The 18,290-nt window shown below is 39.2% G+C and carries 16 protein-coding genes; 12 read left to right on the top strand and 4 right to left on the bottom strand.

Annotated features, from left to right (window positions below; translation table 11 throughout):
• Positions 1 to 32: 32 nt before the first annotated feature.
• The 8 genes from epsC (at position 33) to gdhA (ending at position 9,318) form a co-directional block, all read left to right on the top strand.
• The gene (gene epsC / locus ACSAMO_RS07235) at positions 33 to 959 is read left to right on the top strand and encodes a serine O-acetyltransferase EpsC (RefSeq protein WP_147514984.1); all 927 of its coding nucleotides are present in this window, start codon (positions 33 to 35) and stop codon (positions 957 to 959) included.
• A 281-nt stretch (positions 960 to 1,240) separates the two neighbouring features.
• Entirely contained in the window at positions 1,241 to 2,530 is a 1,290-nt protein-coding gene (locus tag ACSAMO_RS07230) for an O-acetylhomoserine aminocarboxypropyltransferase/cysteine synthase family protein (protein WP_022229739.1), read from the top strand.
• Between the two features lie 42 nt (positions 2,531 to 2,572).
• A complete protein-coding gene (gene cysK, locus ACSAMO_RS07225) occupies positions 2,573 to 3,505 on the top strand; it encodes a cysteine synthase A (RefSeq protein ID WP_022229740.1) in 933 nt (310 codons plus the stop codon).
• A gap of 318 nt (positions 3,506 to 3,823) precedes the next feature.
• Positions 3,824 to 4,582, top strand: a complete 759-nt coding sequence (locus ACSAMO_RS07220; RefSeq protein WP_499209022.1) for a threonine/serine exporter family protein — start codon at positions 3,824 to 3,826, stop codon at positions 4,580 to 4,582.
• A complete protein-coding gene (locus ACSAMO_RS07215) occupies positions 4,579 to 5,007 on the top strand; it encodes a threonine/serine exporter family protein (protein WP_337869748.1) in 429 nt (142 codons plus the stop codon). The genes ACSAMO_RS07220 and ACSAMO_RS07215 overlap by 4 nt, the downstream gene beginning before the upstream one ends.
• A gap of 115 nt (positions 5,008 to 5,122) precedes the next feature.
• The gene (locus ACSAMO_RS07210) at positions 5,123 to 5,902 is read left to right on the top strand and encodes a polysaccharide deacetylase family protein (RefSeq protein ID WP_499209021.1); all 780 of its coding nucleotides are present in this window, start codon (positions 5,123 to 5,125) and stop codon (positions 5,900 to 5,902) included.
• Positions 5,903 to 5,958: 56 nt separating this feature from the next.
• Positions 5,959 to 7,761: an ASKHA domain-containing protein gene (locus ACSAMO_RS07205; RefSeq protein ID WP_499209020.1), complete on the top strand. Its 1,803-nt coding sequence runs from the start codon at positions 5,959 to 5,961 to the stop codon at positions 7,759 to 7,761.
• 210 nt (positions 7,762 to 7,971) lie between these two features.
• Entirely contained in the window at positions 7,972 to 9,318 is a 1,347-nt protein-coding gene (gene gdhA / locus ACSAMO_RS07200) for an NADP-specific glutamate dehydrogenase (protein ID WP_022229745.1), read from the top strand.
• Positions 9,319 to 9,723: 405 nt separating this feature from the next.
• Here the strand turns inward: gdhA and ACSAMO_RS07195 are convergent, their stop codons facing one another.
• From ACSAMO_RS07195 to ACSAMO_RS07180, 4 genes are all read right to left on the bottom strand, one after another.
• A complete protein-coding gene (locus ACSAMO_RS07195; RefSeq protein ID WP_499209019.1) occupies positions 9,724 to 10,431 on the bottom strand; it encodes a DUF421 domain-containing protein in 708 nt (235 codons plus the stop codon).
• Between the two features lie 60 nt (positions 10,432 to 10,491).
• Positions 10,492 to 11,328 (bottom strand): DUF6734 family protein, encoded by an 837-nt coding sequence (locus ACSAMO_RS07190; protein ID WP_499209018.1) that lies wholly within the window; start codon positions 11,326 to 11,328, stop codon positions 10,492 to 10,494.
• Positions 11,329 to 11,336: 8 nt separating this feature from the next.
• A complete protein-coding gene (locus ACSAMO_RS07185; RefSeq protein ID WP_499209017.1) occupies positions 11,337 to 11,744 on the bottom strand; it encodes a hypothetical protein in 408 nt (135 codons plus the stop codon).
• A gap of 63 nt (positions 11,745 to 11,807) precedes the next feature.
• Positions 11,808 to 12,641: a YihY/virulence factor BrkB family protein gene (locus ACSAMO_RS07180; RefSeq protein WP_117967841.1), complete on the bottom strand. Its 834-nt coding sequence runs from the start codon at positions 12,639 to 12,641 to the stop codon at positions 11,808 to 11,810.
• A 269-nt stretch (positions 12,642 to 12,910) separates the two neighbouring features.
• Here ACSAMO_RS07180 and thiC point away from each other — a divergent pair, with 269 nt between their 5' ends.
• The 4 genes from thiC (at position 12,911) to ACSAMO_RS07160 (ending at position 18,249) form a co-directional block, all read left to right on the top strand.
• Positions 12,911 to 14,215 carry a phosphomethylpyrimidine synthase ThiC gene (thiC, locus tag ACSAMO_RS07175; protein WP_308455699.1) on the top strand — a complete coding sequence of 435 codons (1,305 nt, stop codon included), beginning with the start codon at positions 12,911 to 12,913 and terminating at the stop codon, positions 14,213 to 14,215.
• Positions 14,216 to 15,118: 903 nt separating this feature from the next.
• A complete protein-coding gene (locus ACSAMO_RS07170; RefSeq protein ID WP_499209016.1) occupies positions 15,119 to 16,447 on the top strand; it encodes an NlpC/P60 family protein in 1,329 nt (442 codons plus the stop codon).
• Between the two features lie 172 nt (positions 16,448 to 16,619).
• A complete protein-coding gene (locus ACSAMO_RS07165) occupies positions 16,620 to 17,459 on the top strand; it encodes an amino acid ABC transporter substrate-binding protein (RefSeq protein ID WP_484110714.1) in 840 nt (279 codons plus the stop codon).
• A gap of 64 nt (positions 17,460 to 17,523) precedes the next feature.
• A complete protein-coding gene (locus tag ACSAMO_RS07160) occupies positions 17,524 to 18,249 on the top strand; it encodes an amino acid ABC transporter permease (RefSeq protein ID WP_308455701.1) in 726 nt (241 codons plus the stop codon).
• Positions 18,250 to 18,290 lie beyond the last annotated feature (41 nt).

Here is an 18,290-nt window from a genome sequence, read left to right as displayed (position 1 = left end):
GTGCATAAAATAGTACATAAGGAGGTTTACATATGGCGAATAAAGTAGAAGATTTAGTCAATGTGATTTTAGACAGCTACAATGAATGTGACATTACAGCGAGAATTGACGAAGAGAATATGCTTAACAAGGATATTCTTATAGAAATTATAGATGAAATAAGAAAAGTGCTTTTTCCGGGCTTTTTTGACAACAACAAGGTCAGAAGTGAATACTTAAAGTTTCTTGTCGGTGAAAGACTGGAATTTATACAGTATCATTTGAAGAAACAGGTATCAAACGCGTTTGCAAATCAAGATGTATGCAGAGAGTGCAGTAAGGCACAGGCAGAGGAAAAAGCGGAAGAAGTTGTTTTTGAATTTTTAAAGAAAATACCGAAAATAAGAGAATACTTAAATACAGACATTCAAGCTGCGTATGACGGTGACCCTGCGGCATACAGCACAGATGAAATAATTTTCTGTTATCCGGGAGTGTTTGCAATCACTGTTTACAGAATTGCTCACGAATTGTGGCTTTTGGGCGTGCCTATGATTCCGAGAATAATGACGGAATATGCTCACAGCACAACAGGCATAGATATTCACCCGGGTGCGACTGTCGGCAAATATTTCTTTATAGACCACGGTACAGGTATTGTTATAGGTGAAACTACCGAAATCGGCGATAATGTAAAAATATATCAAGGCGTTACTTTAGGCGCACTTTCGACAAGAAAAGGTCAGCAGTTAAAGGGCGTTAAACGTCATCCGACTATCAGTGACAACGTTACGATATATTCGGGTACGACTATTCTCGGCGGTGAAACGGTTGTCGGTAAGGGTACGACTATCGGCGGTAATGCGTTTATCGTTAATTCCGTTTCGGAGGGTATGAAAGTCAGCGTGAAAAATCCCGAACTTGAGTACAGTGTCGGAAATGCGTCTATGAAGGACGGTTATTGGGATTGGTGTATATAATATTTCAGAGGTAAATATCCGCATAAAATCGAAGAATTTTAGCGGATATTTATTTTTTATAAAAAATTTTTCAAAAAGGTATTGACAAATCGGAAAAATGTGCTATAATACAAATCATAGTAATTCCATAGGAAAAGAGAAGAAAGGAAAATGCGATATGATAACACAAAATCTAAAGTATGTACAGAACGGACGAATGTGTTGCTGTTGCTGTAACTGATTTAATAAGAAAGAACAATACACATAAATATAAAAATTGAGAAAGAAAGAGGTACAAAATTATGTCAAATAAGAATTGGAGATTTGAAACAAAGCAATTACACGTTGGTCAGGAACAAGCAGATCCTGTTACAGATTCAAGAGCTGTTCCGATTTATGCATCAACATCATTCGTATTCCACAACTCACAGCACGCAGCTGACCGTTTCGGTTTGAGAGATGCAGGTAACATCTACGGCAGACTTACAAACCCTACAGAAGATATTTTTGAACAGAGAATAGCAGCCCTTGAAGGCGGTGTTGCTGCATTGGCAGTTGCATCGGGTGCGGCAGCTCTTGCTTATACATTCCAAACACTTGCCAAGCAAGGCGATCACATCGTAGCCGCAAAGACAATTTACGGCGGAACATACAACTATCTTGAACATACATTCCCTGAATTCGGTGTTACAACAACATTCGTTGACCCTGAAGTTGACGGTGCATTTGAAGCAGCTATTCAGGATAATACAAAGGCAATCTTCATTGAAACACTTGGTAACCCAAATTCAAACCTAATTGATATTGAAGAAATTGCAAAGATTGCTCACGCACATAACATTCCGCTTGTAGTTGACTCAACATTCGCTACACCTTATCTTGTAAGACCAATCGAATACGGTGCAGACATCGTTGTTCACAGTGCAACTAAGTTTATCGGCGGTCACGGTACTGCAATCGGTGGTGTAATCGTTGACAGCGGTAACTTTGACTGGGCTAAGTCGGGTAAGTTCCCTCACCTTGTAGAGCCTAACGCATCATATCACGGTATCAGCTTTGCAAATGATGTAGGAGCTGCCGCATTCGTAACATATATCAGAGCTATCCTACTTCGTGACACAGGTGCTACACTTTCACCGTTCCACGCATTCATCTTCTTACAGGGTCTTGAAACTCTATCACTAAGAGTTGAACGTCACGTTGAAAACGCTCTAAAGATTGTTGATTACCTAAACAAGCATCCAAAGGTAGAGGCTGTTCATCATCCGTCACTACCTACAGAGCCAAGCCACGAACTATACAAGAAGTATCTTCCAAACGGCGGCGGAAGTATCTTTACATTTGAAATCAAGGGCGGAGTTGAAGAGGCTCACAAGTTTATCGATAACCTTGAAATCTTCTCGCTTCTTGCAAATGTTGCGGACTCTAAGTCACTTGTAATTCACCCGGCTACAACTACTCATTCACAGTGCAATGAACAGGAACTTGCAGAACAGGGTATTAAGCCAAATACAATAAGACTATCAATCGGTACAGAAAATATTGATGACCTTATTGCAGCTCTTGACGACGCATTCAACGCCGTTGACTAATTTTAAGTAAATTGTGTTAAAAGTCAGAAAGAAGGAATTAAAATGTCAAAGATATATCAGAAAATTACAGATCTTATCGGTGGTACACCGCTATTGGAACTTGCAAACTATGAAAAGAAGAATAACCTTGAAGCAACCGTTCTCGGTAAGCTTGAATATTTTAACCCTGCCGGTTCGGTAAAAGACAGAATCGCAAAGGCAATGGTTGATGAGGCTGAACAAGAGGGTAAGTTAAAGGAAGGTTCTGTTATCATCGAGCCAACATCAGGTAATACAGGTATCGGTCTTGCGTCGGTTGCAGCCGCAAGAGGTTATAAAATTATAATCACAATGCCTGAAACAATGAGTATTGAAAGACGTAATCTATTAAAAGCATACGGCGCCGAACTTGTTTTGACAGACGGTGCAAAGGGTATGAAAGGCGCTATCGAAAAGGCTAAGGAACTTGCTGAAACAACAGAAAACAGCTTTATCCCAAGCCAGTTCACAAACCCTGCAAACCCTGCTTATCACAGAGCAACAACAGGTCCTGAAATCTGGGCAGATACAGACGGTAAAGTTGATATATTTGTTGCCGGCGTAGGTACAGGCGGTACAGTTACCGGTGTAGGTCAGTATCTAAAGTCACAAAACCCTGACGTTAAGGTTGTTGCAGTTGAGCCTGCAGGCTCACCGGTATTGTCACAAGGCAAAGCAGGTGCGCACAAAATTCAAGGTATCGGTGCAGGTTTCGTTCCTGAAACTCTTGATACAAAGGTTTATGACGAAATCATAACTGTTGAAAACGAGGACGCATTCAAGACAGGCAGAGATATTGCCCGCAGTGAAGGTGTACTTGTAGGTATTTCATCAGGTGCAGCTGTTTGGGCGGCTACAGAGCTTGCCAAACGCCCTGAAAACAAGGGTAAAACAATCGTAGCTCTTTTGCCTGATACAGGTGAAAGATATTTGTCAACTCCTATGTTTGCTGAATAATTCAGTATTTAAAATTTGTTCACTATACCAAAGATGGCATTTATATGCCATCTTTTTGTGTACGGTTTTTCGGACATTGTAGTTGTTATAATATAATCATAATAAAGCTAAATTGTCAAAGTGAAGTTGGGGTTTTGAGGGTAAAAAACGAGAAATTTTCTAAGATCACCTTGACAAAAACGGAGGTAAATATTATGGTTATAGTGGGAACAATACTTATAAGTGTAGGAGCGTCAATACTTTTTGTATTAAAGGTTAATTCGGTAAAGGATATATAAGTTTTGGCGTTGTCTGCATATTGTGTGAGGAGATGAGAATATGCAGATAAATGAACTTGTGACATTTGCGGCGGATGTCGGCAGAGGTCTGCTTGAAAGCGGTGCGGAAACGAGTCGTGTCGAAGATACGGTTGAGAGGATAATACGGCATTTTTATGACGGTAAAAGTGAGGGTTTGGTCGTAATGACAGGACTGTTTGTCACTGTCGGCGATGTTACAAAAACGGTCAGAGTTCGCAGACGGACTATAAACCTTGATAAAGTATCAAAAATTAATATGATGTCACGAGATATTGCTGATGATAAAATCGACTTTGAAGAAGCTTTAAAACGCTTTGAATATATAATGGAACAGAAACCTTATTCGTTATGGGTGAAAACTGTTGCGGTAGCGTTTTGCTGTGGATTTTTTACGTTGTTGTTTGGCGGTAATGCGTTTGACGGACTTAATTCGTTTGTGGTCGGTGCGGTTATCAATGTTTTTATATGGTTTTTGAGAAAACATCACACGGCGGAGTTTATTATAACATTTTCGGGCGGAGTTGTTATTGCGTTGCTGATATTACTCTTTTATGCAATAGGTTTGGGAAAAAATATTAATCCTATGATAACGGGAGCTATTATGCCGCTTGTACCCGGTTTGGCAATAACTAATGCAATTCGTGATATTATTGCCGGAGATTACCTTTCGGGCGGTGCGAGATTGTTTGATGCGGTAGTTGTGGCGATTGCACTTGCCACAGGTGCGGGCAGTGTTATGTACATTTTCGGTCATATGACGGGAGGTATTATGGGATGATTTTTCTTGAAATGTTTGTCGCTTTTGCGGCGACAATGGCTTTTGCAGTGATATTTAACGTGAGCCGAAGTGAATTGATATTTTGCGGAATTGCAGGTTTAGTCGCAGAGGGGGTGTATTTGTTTACACTTAGAATAAGCGACGAAACGGCACTTGCTATATTTGTTGCGTCGATTGCCGTGACGGTGTTGTCGCGGATTTTGGCGAACATAAGACGTATGCCCGTTACGGTTTATTTGATTTCGGGAATAATATCGCTTGTACCCGGTGCGGGTATGTATAACACTGTTTATAACATCATAGCGTCGGACTATATGAAAGCAATGTACACAGGCATTGATACAATAAAAGTTGCTGTAGCGATTGCGGTGGGGATTGTACTTGTGTTTGCATTGCCGAATAAAATGTTTTTCAAGAGAAAATAGTTCCAATGGGCTTTGGCTTGACATAACTGATATTGTATAGTACAATAGGCAAGATAGAAGTAAAAATTATACACCGAATTTTTACGGTGCAGGCGGAAAGGATTTTACGATAGTAATGAAAAAGATAATTGCCGTTATGGCGGTACTTATAACGCTTTTTTCAATGGGAAATGTGTCGGCAAGTGCGGCGGCAAAGGTTGCGGCACTGATGTATCACAGTGTGACAACTGATTCGTCACGTTGGAATGACTATACAATATCACCCGAACAGCTTGACGCGGATATACAATACTTTAAAAGCTGCGGATATATACCGATGACCGCGACAGAACTCGCAACGGCGAATATGGCTGATATTGACAACAGAAAAATATTGCTTTTGACATTTGATGACGGATACTCAAACTTCTATACGGAGGTATTTCCGATATTAAAGAAAAATGACGCAAAGGCTACAATGTTTTTGATTGGTTCATACATAGACCGTTACGGTTATTTGACTGCTGACGAAACATATGAAATGGCGAACAGCGGACTTGTCGAAATAGGCAATCACACAAACGGTATTCACAGTATGCCTAAGGAACAGTTAAAGGCGATTTACAACAATACAAACGCTTACGGCGATATACTCGATGATATTCAGAGTAACGGAGAAATTTTGAAAGAAGTTACCGGAAAAGATGTGACAAGTATTTCGTGGCCGTACGGATATTATACGACAACACTCGATAATGCGGTTAAAAGTCAGCTTGGTTATAAGATTTCATTCAGTACGGTGTACGGTGTGAATTTCTTTACTGGCAATACATACAGTCCGTTAAAACGTATGAACAGAGAATACTCTGCCGGAACTCAACAGGTGTTTGACAGGGCAAACGGTAAATTTTATTAATCATCAGCGGTACGGTGAAAAGTACCGCTGTTTTTATAAATGAGGGGTAGTATGATATGAATAGAATAGAGATTAAAGATTTTTCGATAAAAATAGATAAAGATAAAGTATTAAAAACTTTGGGGTGTTTTGAGGGGAGCAGTGTGTATGAAACTGTTTCTTCTTATTTTGACGAGCTTGAAGAAACGGTGATGAATTTACTGTCCCCACGTGCAGTTGCCGTAACGGAGGATATGAAAGCATATTGCATACTTACGGTCGGTGAAAAAATTAGCGGAATATCAAAAAGCTTTTTTGATAACGGTGAGGGTATGAAAGGTATACTTGTTGACGCAATGGCGGACGAGTATCTTTTTATGATGGATGATGTGCTTGCCGAAAATATAAAGCTTTTGTGTGCAAAAAAGTCTTGGGGCGTTAAAAAACGTCTTGATGCACCGAAAGATTTTCCGCTTTCTCAACAATCCGTTATTGTCGTGAAAACAGGCGTTGACGGAATAAAAATGACAAGCGGTTTTATGTTTGAACCCGTAAAAACTTTTGGCTACATACTTGAATTTACGACTGATGAAAAGGTATTTAATGCACAGCATGACTGTTCAAAGTGTTCTAATTTTGACTGCCCGAGAAGAAGTAATATAAAAAACGGCAGATTTGAAGTGCTGTCGAGTTATGAGTATAAACCGAATTTTAAAGAGGGTGACAGTGCGGTCTGTATTGATATAGGTACAACTACTGTTGCTTTTGAACTTGTGACGGATAAGGGGACACTAAAAACATACAGAACAATTAATCCTCAAAGACGTTTCGGACTGGATGTTCTTTCAAGAATAGAGTCGGCAAACAGAGGAAGGTTGGACGAGCTTTCGGCTGTTATGCGTTATACGATTATAAGCGGATATAAAAAAGTGACCGAAGAATTTGGGGACACTAAAAAAGTTGTTATCGCGGGCAATACAACAATGGTACATCTGCTTATGGGATATTCTTGCGGTACACTCGGTGAATATCCTTTTAAATCAAAACACTTGGGGACACTAAAAACTACGCTTGATAAAGTTACAAAAAGTAAGGTTTCGCCGATTGAAACCGTTATATACGGCGGTATATCTGCGTTTGTGGGCGGCGATATAGTGAGCGGACTTTATATGAGTGATTTTGATAAATCGGATAAGGTTAATATGTTTATTGACTTGGGTACAAACGGTGAAATGGCGTTGGGCAATAAGGATAAAATGATTGTTACGTCTACTGCCGCAGGACCTGCTTTTGAGGGCGGAAGAATTTCGTGCGGAATAGGTTCGGTTGACGGTGCGGTATGCGGTGTTGATTTAAAAATGGGGACACTAAAAACTATTGCGGATAAACCGCCTGTCGGTCTTTGCGGAACGGGTATAATTGAGTTGGTTTCGGAATTGCTTGACGAAAAAATAATTGATAAAACGGGTCTTTTAAATGACGACTATTTTATAAACGGTTATAAGGTCGCGGAGGACGTTGTGTTTACGCAAAATGATATTCGTCAGGTGCAAATGGCAAAATCGGCGGTGAGAGCCGGTATTGATGTGCTTGCGAAGTCGTGGGGAACAGAGCTTTCACAAATTGATACGGTGTATCTTGCCGGCGGTTTCGGTTACGGTCTTTCGATTGAAAAGGCTTGCAATATCGGAATATTGCCGCGTGAGTTTTTGGGTAAGACGAAAGTTATCGGCAACAGCTCGCTCGGCGGTTGCGTCAAGTATGCCGAAAGGCAGGACGGCGATGAAAGAATCGGTCGTATAAAGGAAATCAGTTCCGAAATTTCACTCGGAAACAGTGAAGATTTTGAAAAATTGTATATCGAATATATGAATTTTTGAAAGAAATAAAAAGTTACGCAAAACTAACAACGGCATAGTTAAGCCATATTCGAAAAACATCAATATTTTTTTGAAAAAAATTCAAATTTTTTGTTGCATAATCATAAAAATAATGCTAAAATATATGTTAGATTGGCACAACAGAGTGAACCATAGCAAACATTGTACACTCTGATGAGAAAAAAATTAATTTTTAGAGGAGGTTTAACTATGTCATACGCACAAGACGTACTAGCAAAGTTAAAAGAGAAAAACGCAAGCGAGCCTGAATTTATACAGGCGGCAACAGAGGTTCTAACATCACTTGAACCTGTATTTGAGAAGCATCCTGAATTCGAGAAGGCTTCATTGCTTGAGAGAATAGTAGAGCCTGAGAGACAGATTATGTTCCGTGTTCCTTGGGTTGACGACAACGGTAAGGTACAGGTAAACAGAGGTTTCAGAGTACAGTTCAACAGTGCTATTGGTCCATACAAGGGCGGTCTAAGACTTCACCCATCAGTAAACCTTGGTATTATCAAGTTCCTTGGTTTTGAACAGATTTTCAAGAACTCACTTACAACACTTCCAATCGGCGGTGGTAAAGGCGGTAGTGACTTCGATCCTAAGGGTAAGTCAGACAGAGAAGTTATGGCATTCTGCCAGAGCTTTATGACAGAGCTTTTCAGACATATTGGTGCTGATACAGACGTTCCTGCCGGTGATATCGGTACAGGTGCAAGAGAAATCGGATTTATGTTCGGTCAATATAAGAGATTAAAGGACGTATATGAAGGCGTTCTTACAGGTAAAGGTTTAACTTGGGGCGGTTCACTTGCAAGAACTCAGGCTACAGGCTACGGTCTTGTATACTACGCTCAGGAAATGCTTAAGGATTTGGGTACTGACTTTAACGGTAAGACAGTTGCTATTTCAGGTGCAGGTAACGTTGCTATTTACGCTTGTGAAAAGGCACAGCAGCTTGGTGCAAAGGTTATCACTGTTTCTGACTCAAACGGTTACGTTGTTGATGAAGAAGGTATCGACCTTGCAGCAGTTAAGGAAATCAAGGAAGTTAAGAGAGGCAGAATTAAGGATTATCTTAACTACAGACCAAATGCTAAGTATGTTGAAGGTGCAGGTCTATGGCAAGCAGTTAAGGTTGATGTTGCTCTTCCATGTGCTACACAAAACGAATTGCTTATTGACGACGCTAAGGCTCTTGTTGCAAACGGTACAATGATCGTTGCAGAAGGTGCTAATATGCCTACAACTCTTGAGGCTACACAATATCTACAAGAAAACGGTGTTTACTTTGCTCCTGGTAAAGCATCAAATGCCGGTGGTGTTGCTACTTCAGCTCTTGAAATGAGCCAGAACTCACAAAGACTTTCATGGACATTTGAAGAAGTTGATGAAAAACTACATAACATTATGATTACAATTTACAAGAATTCTGTTGCTGCAGCTAAGGAATATAACTGCGAAATCGGCGGAAAGACTAACCTTGTTGCCGGTGCTAATATTGCCGGATTTATGAAGGTTGCTGACGCTATGATGGCTCAGGGCGTTTGCTAATTATAATATTTTGAATTTTAAAAGGTGTTTCCAATCGGAAACACCTTTTTTGTATTGGTTGATGTATTTTATTGTATTATGCCACCCCTCAGTCAACTGCGTTGACAGCTCCCCTCAAGTGGAGCCTTTATGAAGTTTATCGGCAATTTTATTCGTAGGATACGGTATCTCGACGTTCCGTATCCCTTACCACCACTCCACCGCAAGCGGTCCCCCTCTCCTCAAGGAGAGGCTTTTGAATAACAGCTAATCCAAAGGCTCCCATTGAGGGGAGCTGTCGGCTATGCCGACTGAGGGGTGGTTTTCTTGTTTATTCTCTATTTTAAAATGGGCGACCGATGATCGCCTCTACGTTGTTAATGTGCGACCAATGATCGCCCCTACATCGTTCGTAACAACTCCTCATTACTGGAACGGGTCATTATTTGGTGAATCGTCTGTTTTTTTATAAACCGACAATGTGTTATTACCGTCGCAAAGTGCGATGAACACATCTTTCACATTGCCGATTTTTTGCTTTTGCAATTCGTTTTCAAGCCACTTTTTATTATTGCCGCTGAGTTTTAAATTTTCCTCCATAATATGTCCGTCAAGAACAACTGTAAAGGACAGCTTTTCTTGTTTTGCTGCGATGTTCATATCCTGCACATTAACAGGGCGTGCCTGCACTTTGGGCAAAAACGATATTTTACCGTTTTGTTCAAGTATTGCGGTATCGACATCATCTAATGTGAAAAAACCGTTTATTCTGCATTGTACAAGAAAATCGTTTATATCTATTTTTGAAGTCTTAAAATTTTTCTGATATATTTTACCGCTTTGCATTAAAACTATTGACCGTCCCGTAAAGAAACGTCTTAGTTTAATATTTTTTTCGGTAAGATATGATATAAACCACATAATGACGGTATAAATTACTATCGCAGTAAGGGGATAGTAAAACTTGCCGTCAAGCGAAGTCGCCATTTCGGCGGCGATAGAGCCGATAGTTATACCGTTTATATAGTCAAACATACTCAATTCCGACATTTGCTTGTTGCCGATTATTTTTGCTGAGAAAAACAATGCGATGATTGAGCCGACTGATGTAAGTATAATTTTTATAAATTCCATAATAATCTCCGTTCTTTTGGATGGTAAATATATTAATAGTATGCACAAAAAAACAGTATTTTAAAAATACTGTTTCAGATTTTCTATATTCATAATAATATTTTTCATTTCGGGATAATCTTTAATAATTCGTTTAATACATCGTCTGCAAAAATCGGCTCTTAAAAAAGCATTGTCGCGCATTTGCTGTTTCATACCCCATGTATGCGTAAACATATTGTCGCCGCTTTTAAAAAGCCTGTTCAAGTCCGAAAATGACATAATGCTCATATTGAGCTTTTTTGCACACATAGGCAACATACGCTGTTCCGCAAACACCATATATGCAAGTCTGTCGTTTTGTTCGCTTGTATGACGCATAAATTCGATTGATTTATCCGTATAATAACGGAGCAGTTTTTCGTTTTTTATTACACAAAATGCGGTGTTACACGCTTTTATGTTCCAATCAAAATCATTGTCAAATTCATAGTTATCCATATGAAAGAAGTCTTTTGGGGGATAAACGTCCGGATAGAGATTTTCAAAGTGGATAACCGACACATCGGCGAGTTTTTCTTCGTCGATTTTCTCCCACACGATAAAATCCGTGTCAATCATTGCAACAGGTGCGTTTTGCTCCTTTAGGGCAAATATTTTGCCTGCCGCCCAAAAAACATTGCTGTTGACATCGACATTGTCAAGAATATTTTCAACGCTGTTCCAAATAACGTCAAGACCTGTTTTTTTATAATATTGTGCACCTATGGAATCGGTAACCATTTTTATATTACCGTTTTTTTCACGCCATTTCAATGCGGAAAGAATTGTTGTGAGTATTTCAAAATCTTCGACTTCATAAGGTGCGTTAAATCTGTTTCTGAAAGGCTTTGTCCAATTTATATGTATTGCGTCCATATTGCCACCTATATGAGATTAATTCCGTAACCGTTTATATATACACACCCACTGCCTGTTACAAAGCTTGTGGCAAATGATGATTGTGCCGAGGTGGTGTATGATGATGAATAGCTTGTTATGTATTCGTACTCATATTCATATTGATATGATGTTATATAGGAAGAAACCGAAGTAAAATGTTCGCATATCTGTGGTGCAAATTGCGGTACAAATCCGATACAATTTATGTTGTGCTTTTTCATATCGTCTTTTTTGAATTTTGCTTTTGCGGATATTTCGCCTATTGATATGTATGTTACACCGGCTATTTGCGGTAATATAAAGTCATTATCGCAAAGCCCGATTGACGTACAGCATAAGTTTAACGCATTGTCAAGCTCGTCCTGCGTAAATGCGATTGTGTCAAATGTCATACGTTAACCCCCCTATATAAAGTATATTATAATTATATCATAAAGATGATAAAACGGATAGAGTTATTTTTGAAAAAAACCGTCCTCAATCATTTTATTTATCTGTGCACCGAACAGGAATATGTTCATACAAAAATAAAGCCAAAGCATTAAAAATACGATTGCGGCAAGTGAACCGTAAACGAATGAATAATTTGAAAAGTGTTCTATATATATTGAATAGAAGAATGAGAACACCATCCAGCCGACCGCCGAAAATGCCGCACCGGGAAGCTGTGCCTTAAAGCGATTGTCCTTTTTAGGCAGAAACTTGTAGAACAGTGCGAATACAAAGGTAAGATAAATCATAAATATAAGTATCTTGCCCCTTAAAAAGAAGTCGAGCAATGTCGAGAAAAACGGCGAATGTGAATTGATAAAGTATTCGAGCTTGCTTCCGAAACCGAAAAACACAATCGTCAAGATAAGTGCCGCAATAAATGCAAGCGTATATAATATAGAAATAAGTCTGCCGATAAAGTAATTTTTGCTGCGTGAACGGTAGACTTTGTTAAGTCCCGTATACAGTGCCATAACGCCCCTTGACGCAAGCCAGAGTGTTGATACGGCGGTTACGGAAATGACTTGCACCGAGCCGCTTTTGGTAAATAAATCGGTTATTGTTTCCGTAAGAAACGTGCTGATTGCCGCAGGGGCAAATGAATTTATTGTGTGCAATATTGAGTTTATGTCTATATTAATGAACAGTTTGATTATTGAAAGTACAAGCATACTGAATGGTATAACCGAAATTATAATAAAAAAAGATGCCTGGGCGGCGTATATGCTCAAATCATCACCGGTAATTTTCAATATAAATTTTATGATTTTTGAAAATATGTCTTTTATCGTTTTCATAAAACTTTCTCCTATCAGTTACTATATTATAATATAACACATATTGAATTTTTAGTCTACTAAATTTAATTAACATTTGCGTTATATTACCTTGACAGTGAGTGAGTATTAGTATATAATATCCACATAAAAGGGGAGCTTTTCGGCTGAGAGGAAGTTTGACTTCGACCCATTGACCGTATGCGGGTAATGCCGTAACGGGATTTTGGAAACGGCTCTCTTTTTGAGAGCATTTTTTTATGCTCAATAAAAAGAAAGAGGAGATATATATGAATTATACAACACAAATGGATGCCGCTAAAAAGGGTATTATAACACCTGAGATGGAAATAGTGGCTAAAAAAGAAAATATAACCGCAGAGGAACTTCGTGAAAGAGTTGCAAGAGGCAGTGTTGCAATTCCTGCAAACAAAATGCACAAGGCTATAAGTCCGGAAGGTGTCGGCGAAGGTCTTAAAACAAAGATAAACGTAAATCTCGGAATTTCAAAGGACTGTACGGATTACAGTATTGAATGGGAAAAGGTTAAGATGGCTGTTGATATGAAAGCTGAGGCTATTATGGACCTTAGCTGTTACGGCAAAACTCATGAATTCCGTCAGAAACTTATTGACGAATGCCCTGCTATGATCGGTACAGTGCCGATGTATGATGCGGTTGGTTATCTTGATAAAGAGCTTGCGGATATTACGGCTGACGAATTTTTGGAGGTTATAGAGGCTCACGCTAAAGAGGGTGTTGACTTTATGACAATTCATGCAGGCATAAATCGCAGAACTGCTCAAATATTTAAAGAATCGGGCGGTCGTCTTACAAATATCGTTTCAAGAGGCGGTTCGTTGATTTTTGCTTGGATGGAAATGACAGGCAATGAAAATCCGTTTTATGAGTATTATGACAAGGTGCTTGACATACTTGCAAAATATGATGTAACAATCAGTCTTGGTGACGCTTGCCGTCCGGGTTCTACACATGATTCGACAGACGCGTCACAGATTACAGAGCTTATCGAGCTTGGTATTTTGACAAAACGTGCTTGGGAAAAGAATGTGCAAGTTATGGTTGAAGGTCCGGGACATATGACGATAGATGAGATTGCGGCAAATATGAAACTTGAAAAACGTCTTTGCCATAATGCACCGTTCTACGTATTAGGTCCTCTTGTAACCGATATTGCACCGGGATACGACCACATCACTTCTGCAATAGGCGGTGCTATTGCAGCGGCAAACGGTGCTGATTTCCTATGCTATGTAACACCTGCGGAACATTTAAGACTTCCTAATGCCGATGACGTTAAAGAGGGTATTGTGGCTGCTAAAATCGCCGCTCATGCCGCTGATATGGCTAAGGGTGTGCCGGGTGCAAGAGATATTGACAACAAGATGAGTGACGCAAGAAGACGTGTGTGCTGGGACGAAATGTTCCAATATGCTATTGAACCTGAAAAACCACAGAGATATTATAACGAATTGCCGCCGGAAGAAAAACATACTTGCTCAATGTGCGGTAAGATGTGCGCCGCAAGAACTATGAATAAAATTCTTGCCGGTGAAAAGGTTGATGTTAAATAATTGAATGTGTACATATTTAAAGCGGATAACTAAGGTTGTCCGCTTTTTACGTGGGAAAATAGGCATTGCGGAGATGTTGTGAGCAATGTAGGGGCGATCATTGGTCGCCCCATACGGAGGGATGGGAGATAAAAGATATGAGAGAGCCACCCCTCAGTCAACTGCGTTGACAGCTCCCCTCAATGGGAGCCTTTGGGTTAGCGGCTATTCAAAAGCCTCTCCTTGAGGAGAGGGGGACCGCTTGCGGTGGAGTGGTGGCATGGAGTTATGTAACAAATTCGACGCTGTATTTATTAAAAACGGTGTTTTTGAGGATGTTTTTATGAATGAAAATTTATTCAATAAAAAATGCATTATAATAAGAAGAAACTCGAACGAAAATGAGTAAAATATGGTGTGATTTAAAAAATATTTTAAAGAATTTCTCAGAAATTTTAACAGGAAAAACCGCATAGTGGTGCGGATTGTAGCAATTTCTTCACAACTTCTTAAAATTTTGTAACAAAGTTGTAATATTATGTGCAAGTTTTAACATAAATCGTTCAATATCTTGCGTGGGATAAAAAAATATGTCAATATATTGTAGTTGTAAAGTTTTTTATGTTAATCATAAATGTAATATACTGTAAAAACAATGAACAAATTTTTGTAATATTTCAGCTTAATTACGTGAATATTTCAGCTGTTTTACTGTAATTTTACAAGAACAATACAAAAATTTTAAGAAATTTAACATTTTTACTTGCCAAAGGCTTGACACAGCTATTTTTTAGTGTTACAATACAGTCAACGTTCAAAAAGCAAAGACTATGAACGTAAGACAAAATATTAACGCGGATAATACAAACATAGAAAAAACTCATAGGGTAAAGGTCTTTAAAGTAAAAAAGGAGAGATTATATCTTGAATAAGTTAGCAAAGAAGATTATCTTATCTGTTATATCGATGTCAGCGGTTTTAGGAACTTCTGCTTTGGCGGCAGACCTAAGCGGCTGGGCTGTATCCGACTACCAACAGGCTAATGAAGCCGGCCTTGTTTCGTACTCGGTGGTTTCAAACAACCTAAAGGATAACATAACTCGTGAAGAGTTCTGTGAGCTTGCGGTAAACTTATACGAAAAGCTTACAGGTGAAGATATGATAGAACCGGAAGTGTCACCTTTTGAAGATACAGATAGCATGGCGGTAGCCCAAGCTTACTGTTATGGAATGGTTTCCGGTACAGGTGATAATACATTTACACCTGACAGACTTGTGACACGTGAAGAAATGGCAAAAATGCTTGTAAGTACACTTACTGCAAGTGAAGTCAATTTTAACCTTTCAGACGGTTATGACGACGCTGATGTTGTCAATGTATTTGAAGATTCCGACGAAGTTAGCTCTTGGGCTAAATCATCGGTAATTACAATGCTTAACTACTCATTAATGAGCGGTGTTGACGATGAAAACTTCTCACCGTTGGGTTCAACAACAAGAGAACAAGCCATTTCAAGTATCAATCGTTCATACAACACATTTAAGAGCGATGATTATTCAATCGAACTTCCTGAAATTACACTTCCGGAAGACGGTGCAGAAATTGAAGAAGGCAACTTTACAGTGTCTTGGACACCTGTAAGTAATGCACAAGCATATCACGTTATTATAAAGGACGCAAACGCAAGTTCGGTTCTTTTGTCAGACGTATATGACGGCGAAAGCATTGAAGTCAGCGAAGGTTCGCTTAGAGCCGGTAATGATTACTCAATAACAATCGGTGCTGTTATTGCAGACGGTTCAGAAGTTTACAGCCTGCCTGTTGACTTTAAATATGTGGCAAAGCCGATAATACCAAACAGTGAATATATTCAGGAAAATCCTGCCGCACAAGGCTTGCTTACAGAAGCGGCTAAATATCTTGGCGTACCGTATCTATGGGGCGGTACAACACCGTCAGGTTTTGACTGTTCGGGATTTGTACAGTATGTATGCCGTGCAAACGGTATTTCAATACCTCGTATAGCTGATGACCAACTTCACGGTCCGGGTACATATGAAACAAGAGGTGAACTTCAACCGGGTGACCTTGTATTCTTCGGAAGTGACGGTTATGCATCTCACGTTGGTATGTATGTAGGCGACGGAATGATGATTCATGCTCCGTCAACAGGTAAGGTGATTCAATATACTTCTATTGACTCAAGTTACTATTCATCAAGATTTTTAGGCGGTAAAAGGGTAATTGATTAATATGTATAGTAAAACGGACTGTAATGTTATTTGCAGTTCGTTTTTTTGTGGCTAATTATTTGAACAAATATGATTATATATTTTGTGCAATATTTTTTTAAAAAACACTTTACTAAATTAAATTGATACAGTATAATAATATAGTAATTATAATTTAAAGGGGGAATTTAATATGAATATCAAAAAAGTATTTACATTTGCACTTGCAGGTGCGTTGAGCATATCAATGCTTGCAGGCTGTGGCAGTTCATCAAACGAAAGCACAACAAGCGAGTCTAAGGAAGATACATCATTGACAGATGTACAGGCGGCAGGTCACTTTACTTTGGGACTTGACGCAGACTTTGCGCCTATGGGCTTTACAGATGATAACGGCGAAATCGTTGGATTTGATATAGACCTTGCAAAAGCAGTCGGTGAAAAGATGGGTGTGGACGTAGAAGTTAAACCGATAGATTGGGATTCAAAGGATATGGAACTTTCATCAGGTAAGATTGACGTTATCTGGAACGGTTTCTCAATCACAGATGAAAGACGTCAAGAAGTTCTTTTCTCTAATCCTTATCTTTCAACAAAGCAATCAATCATTGTTAAAAAAGGTTCTGATATAACAAAGAAAGCCGACCTTGCAGGCAAGAAGATTGCACTTCAAGACGGTTCAACATCAGAAGACGCTTTGAAAGCTGATACAGCTACATACGAATCAGTCGGCGATGACAACATTTCTCGTTTCAAGGAAAATTCACAGGTTCTTATGGAAGTTGATTCCGGTAGAGCAGATGCGGCTGTAATTGATGAAGTATTCGTAAGATACTATTTGCAAAAAGAAAACTTGCTTGATAAGTACACAGTTCTTGAAGAAGGTTTTGATGAAGAAGATTACGGTGTCGGCGGAAGAAAAGGCGACTATGCACTTATGGAGGCTATAAACAAGGCACTTGACGAGTGTAAAGCAGACGGCACAACTTCAGAAATTTCACAAAAATGGTTTGGAGAAGACCTAATTAAATAATTAAAAATAAGCAAACCGTTGGAATAACGTATTTCAGCGGTTTGTGCATTTATGGAGAATACATATGCAAGATTCTATTAAGTATATTTTACAAATACTGCCTCAAATGCTTGAGGGTTTAAAGATTACAATTAAATTATTCGTGGTGACACTCGTGCTGTCACTGCCTCTCGGACTTTTAATATCACTTTTCAAAGAGGCGGTAAGCAAAAGACCGACTGATAATTTTGTTATCCGATGGATTGTGAAAATGCCGATCCGATTTATTATAAATGTGTATCTGTGGGTATTCAGAGGAACACCGCTTTTGCTGCAGTTGTTTTTCTTCTACTTCGGACTTACATATGTAACATTGCCAAACGGTGAGTCGATAACGCTTTCGATGTTTACGGCGGCAGTGATTTCATTCGTGCTTAATTACGCGGCGTATTTTGCGGAAATATTCCGCGGCGGTATAATAGGCGTGAGCAAAGGACAGTATGAGGCGTCAAAGGCACTGGGGCTTACAGGAATACAGACTATGCGATATGTAATAGTTCCGCAAATGATAAGAACAGTCATTCCGCCGATTGCGAACGAAACAATCGTGCTTGTAAAAGATACGGCATTGGCATCGTCAATCGCACTTATCGACTTGTTAAAGGCGGCTCAACGTGCCGTAAACAGAGATATGCGTGTGTCTCCGTATCTTGTAGCGGCGCTTTTTTACCTTGTTATAACGCTTATTCTGACATTTGGATTTAACTATGTGGAAAAACGATTGTCTATATCGGAACAGGGTGTAAAATAGAATATAATTGAGGGATATTGCATAAATTGCGGTATCCCTTT

The sequence above is a fragment of the Ructibacterium sp. SJQ-7 genome (assembly GCF_054696575.1).
The sequence above is the reverse complement of the archived record's forward strand: the minus strand, read 5'-3'. Positions and strand labels throughout refer to the sequence as shown.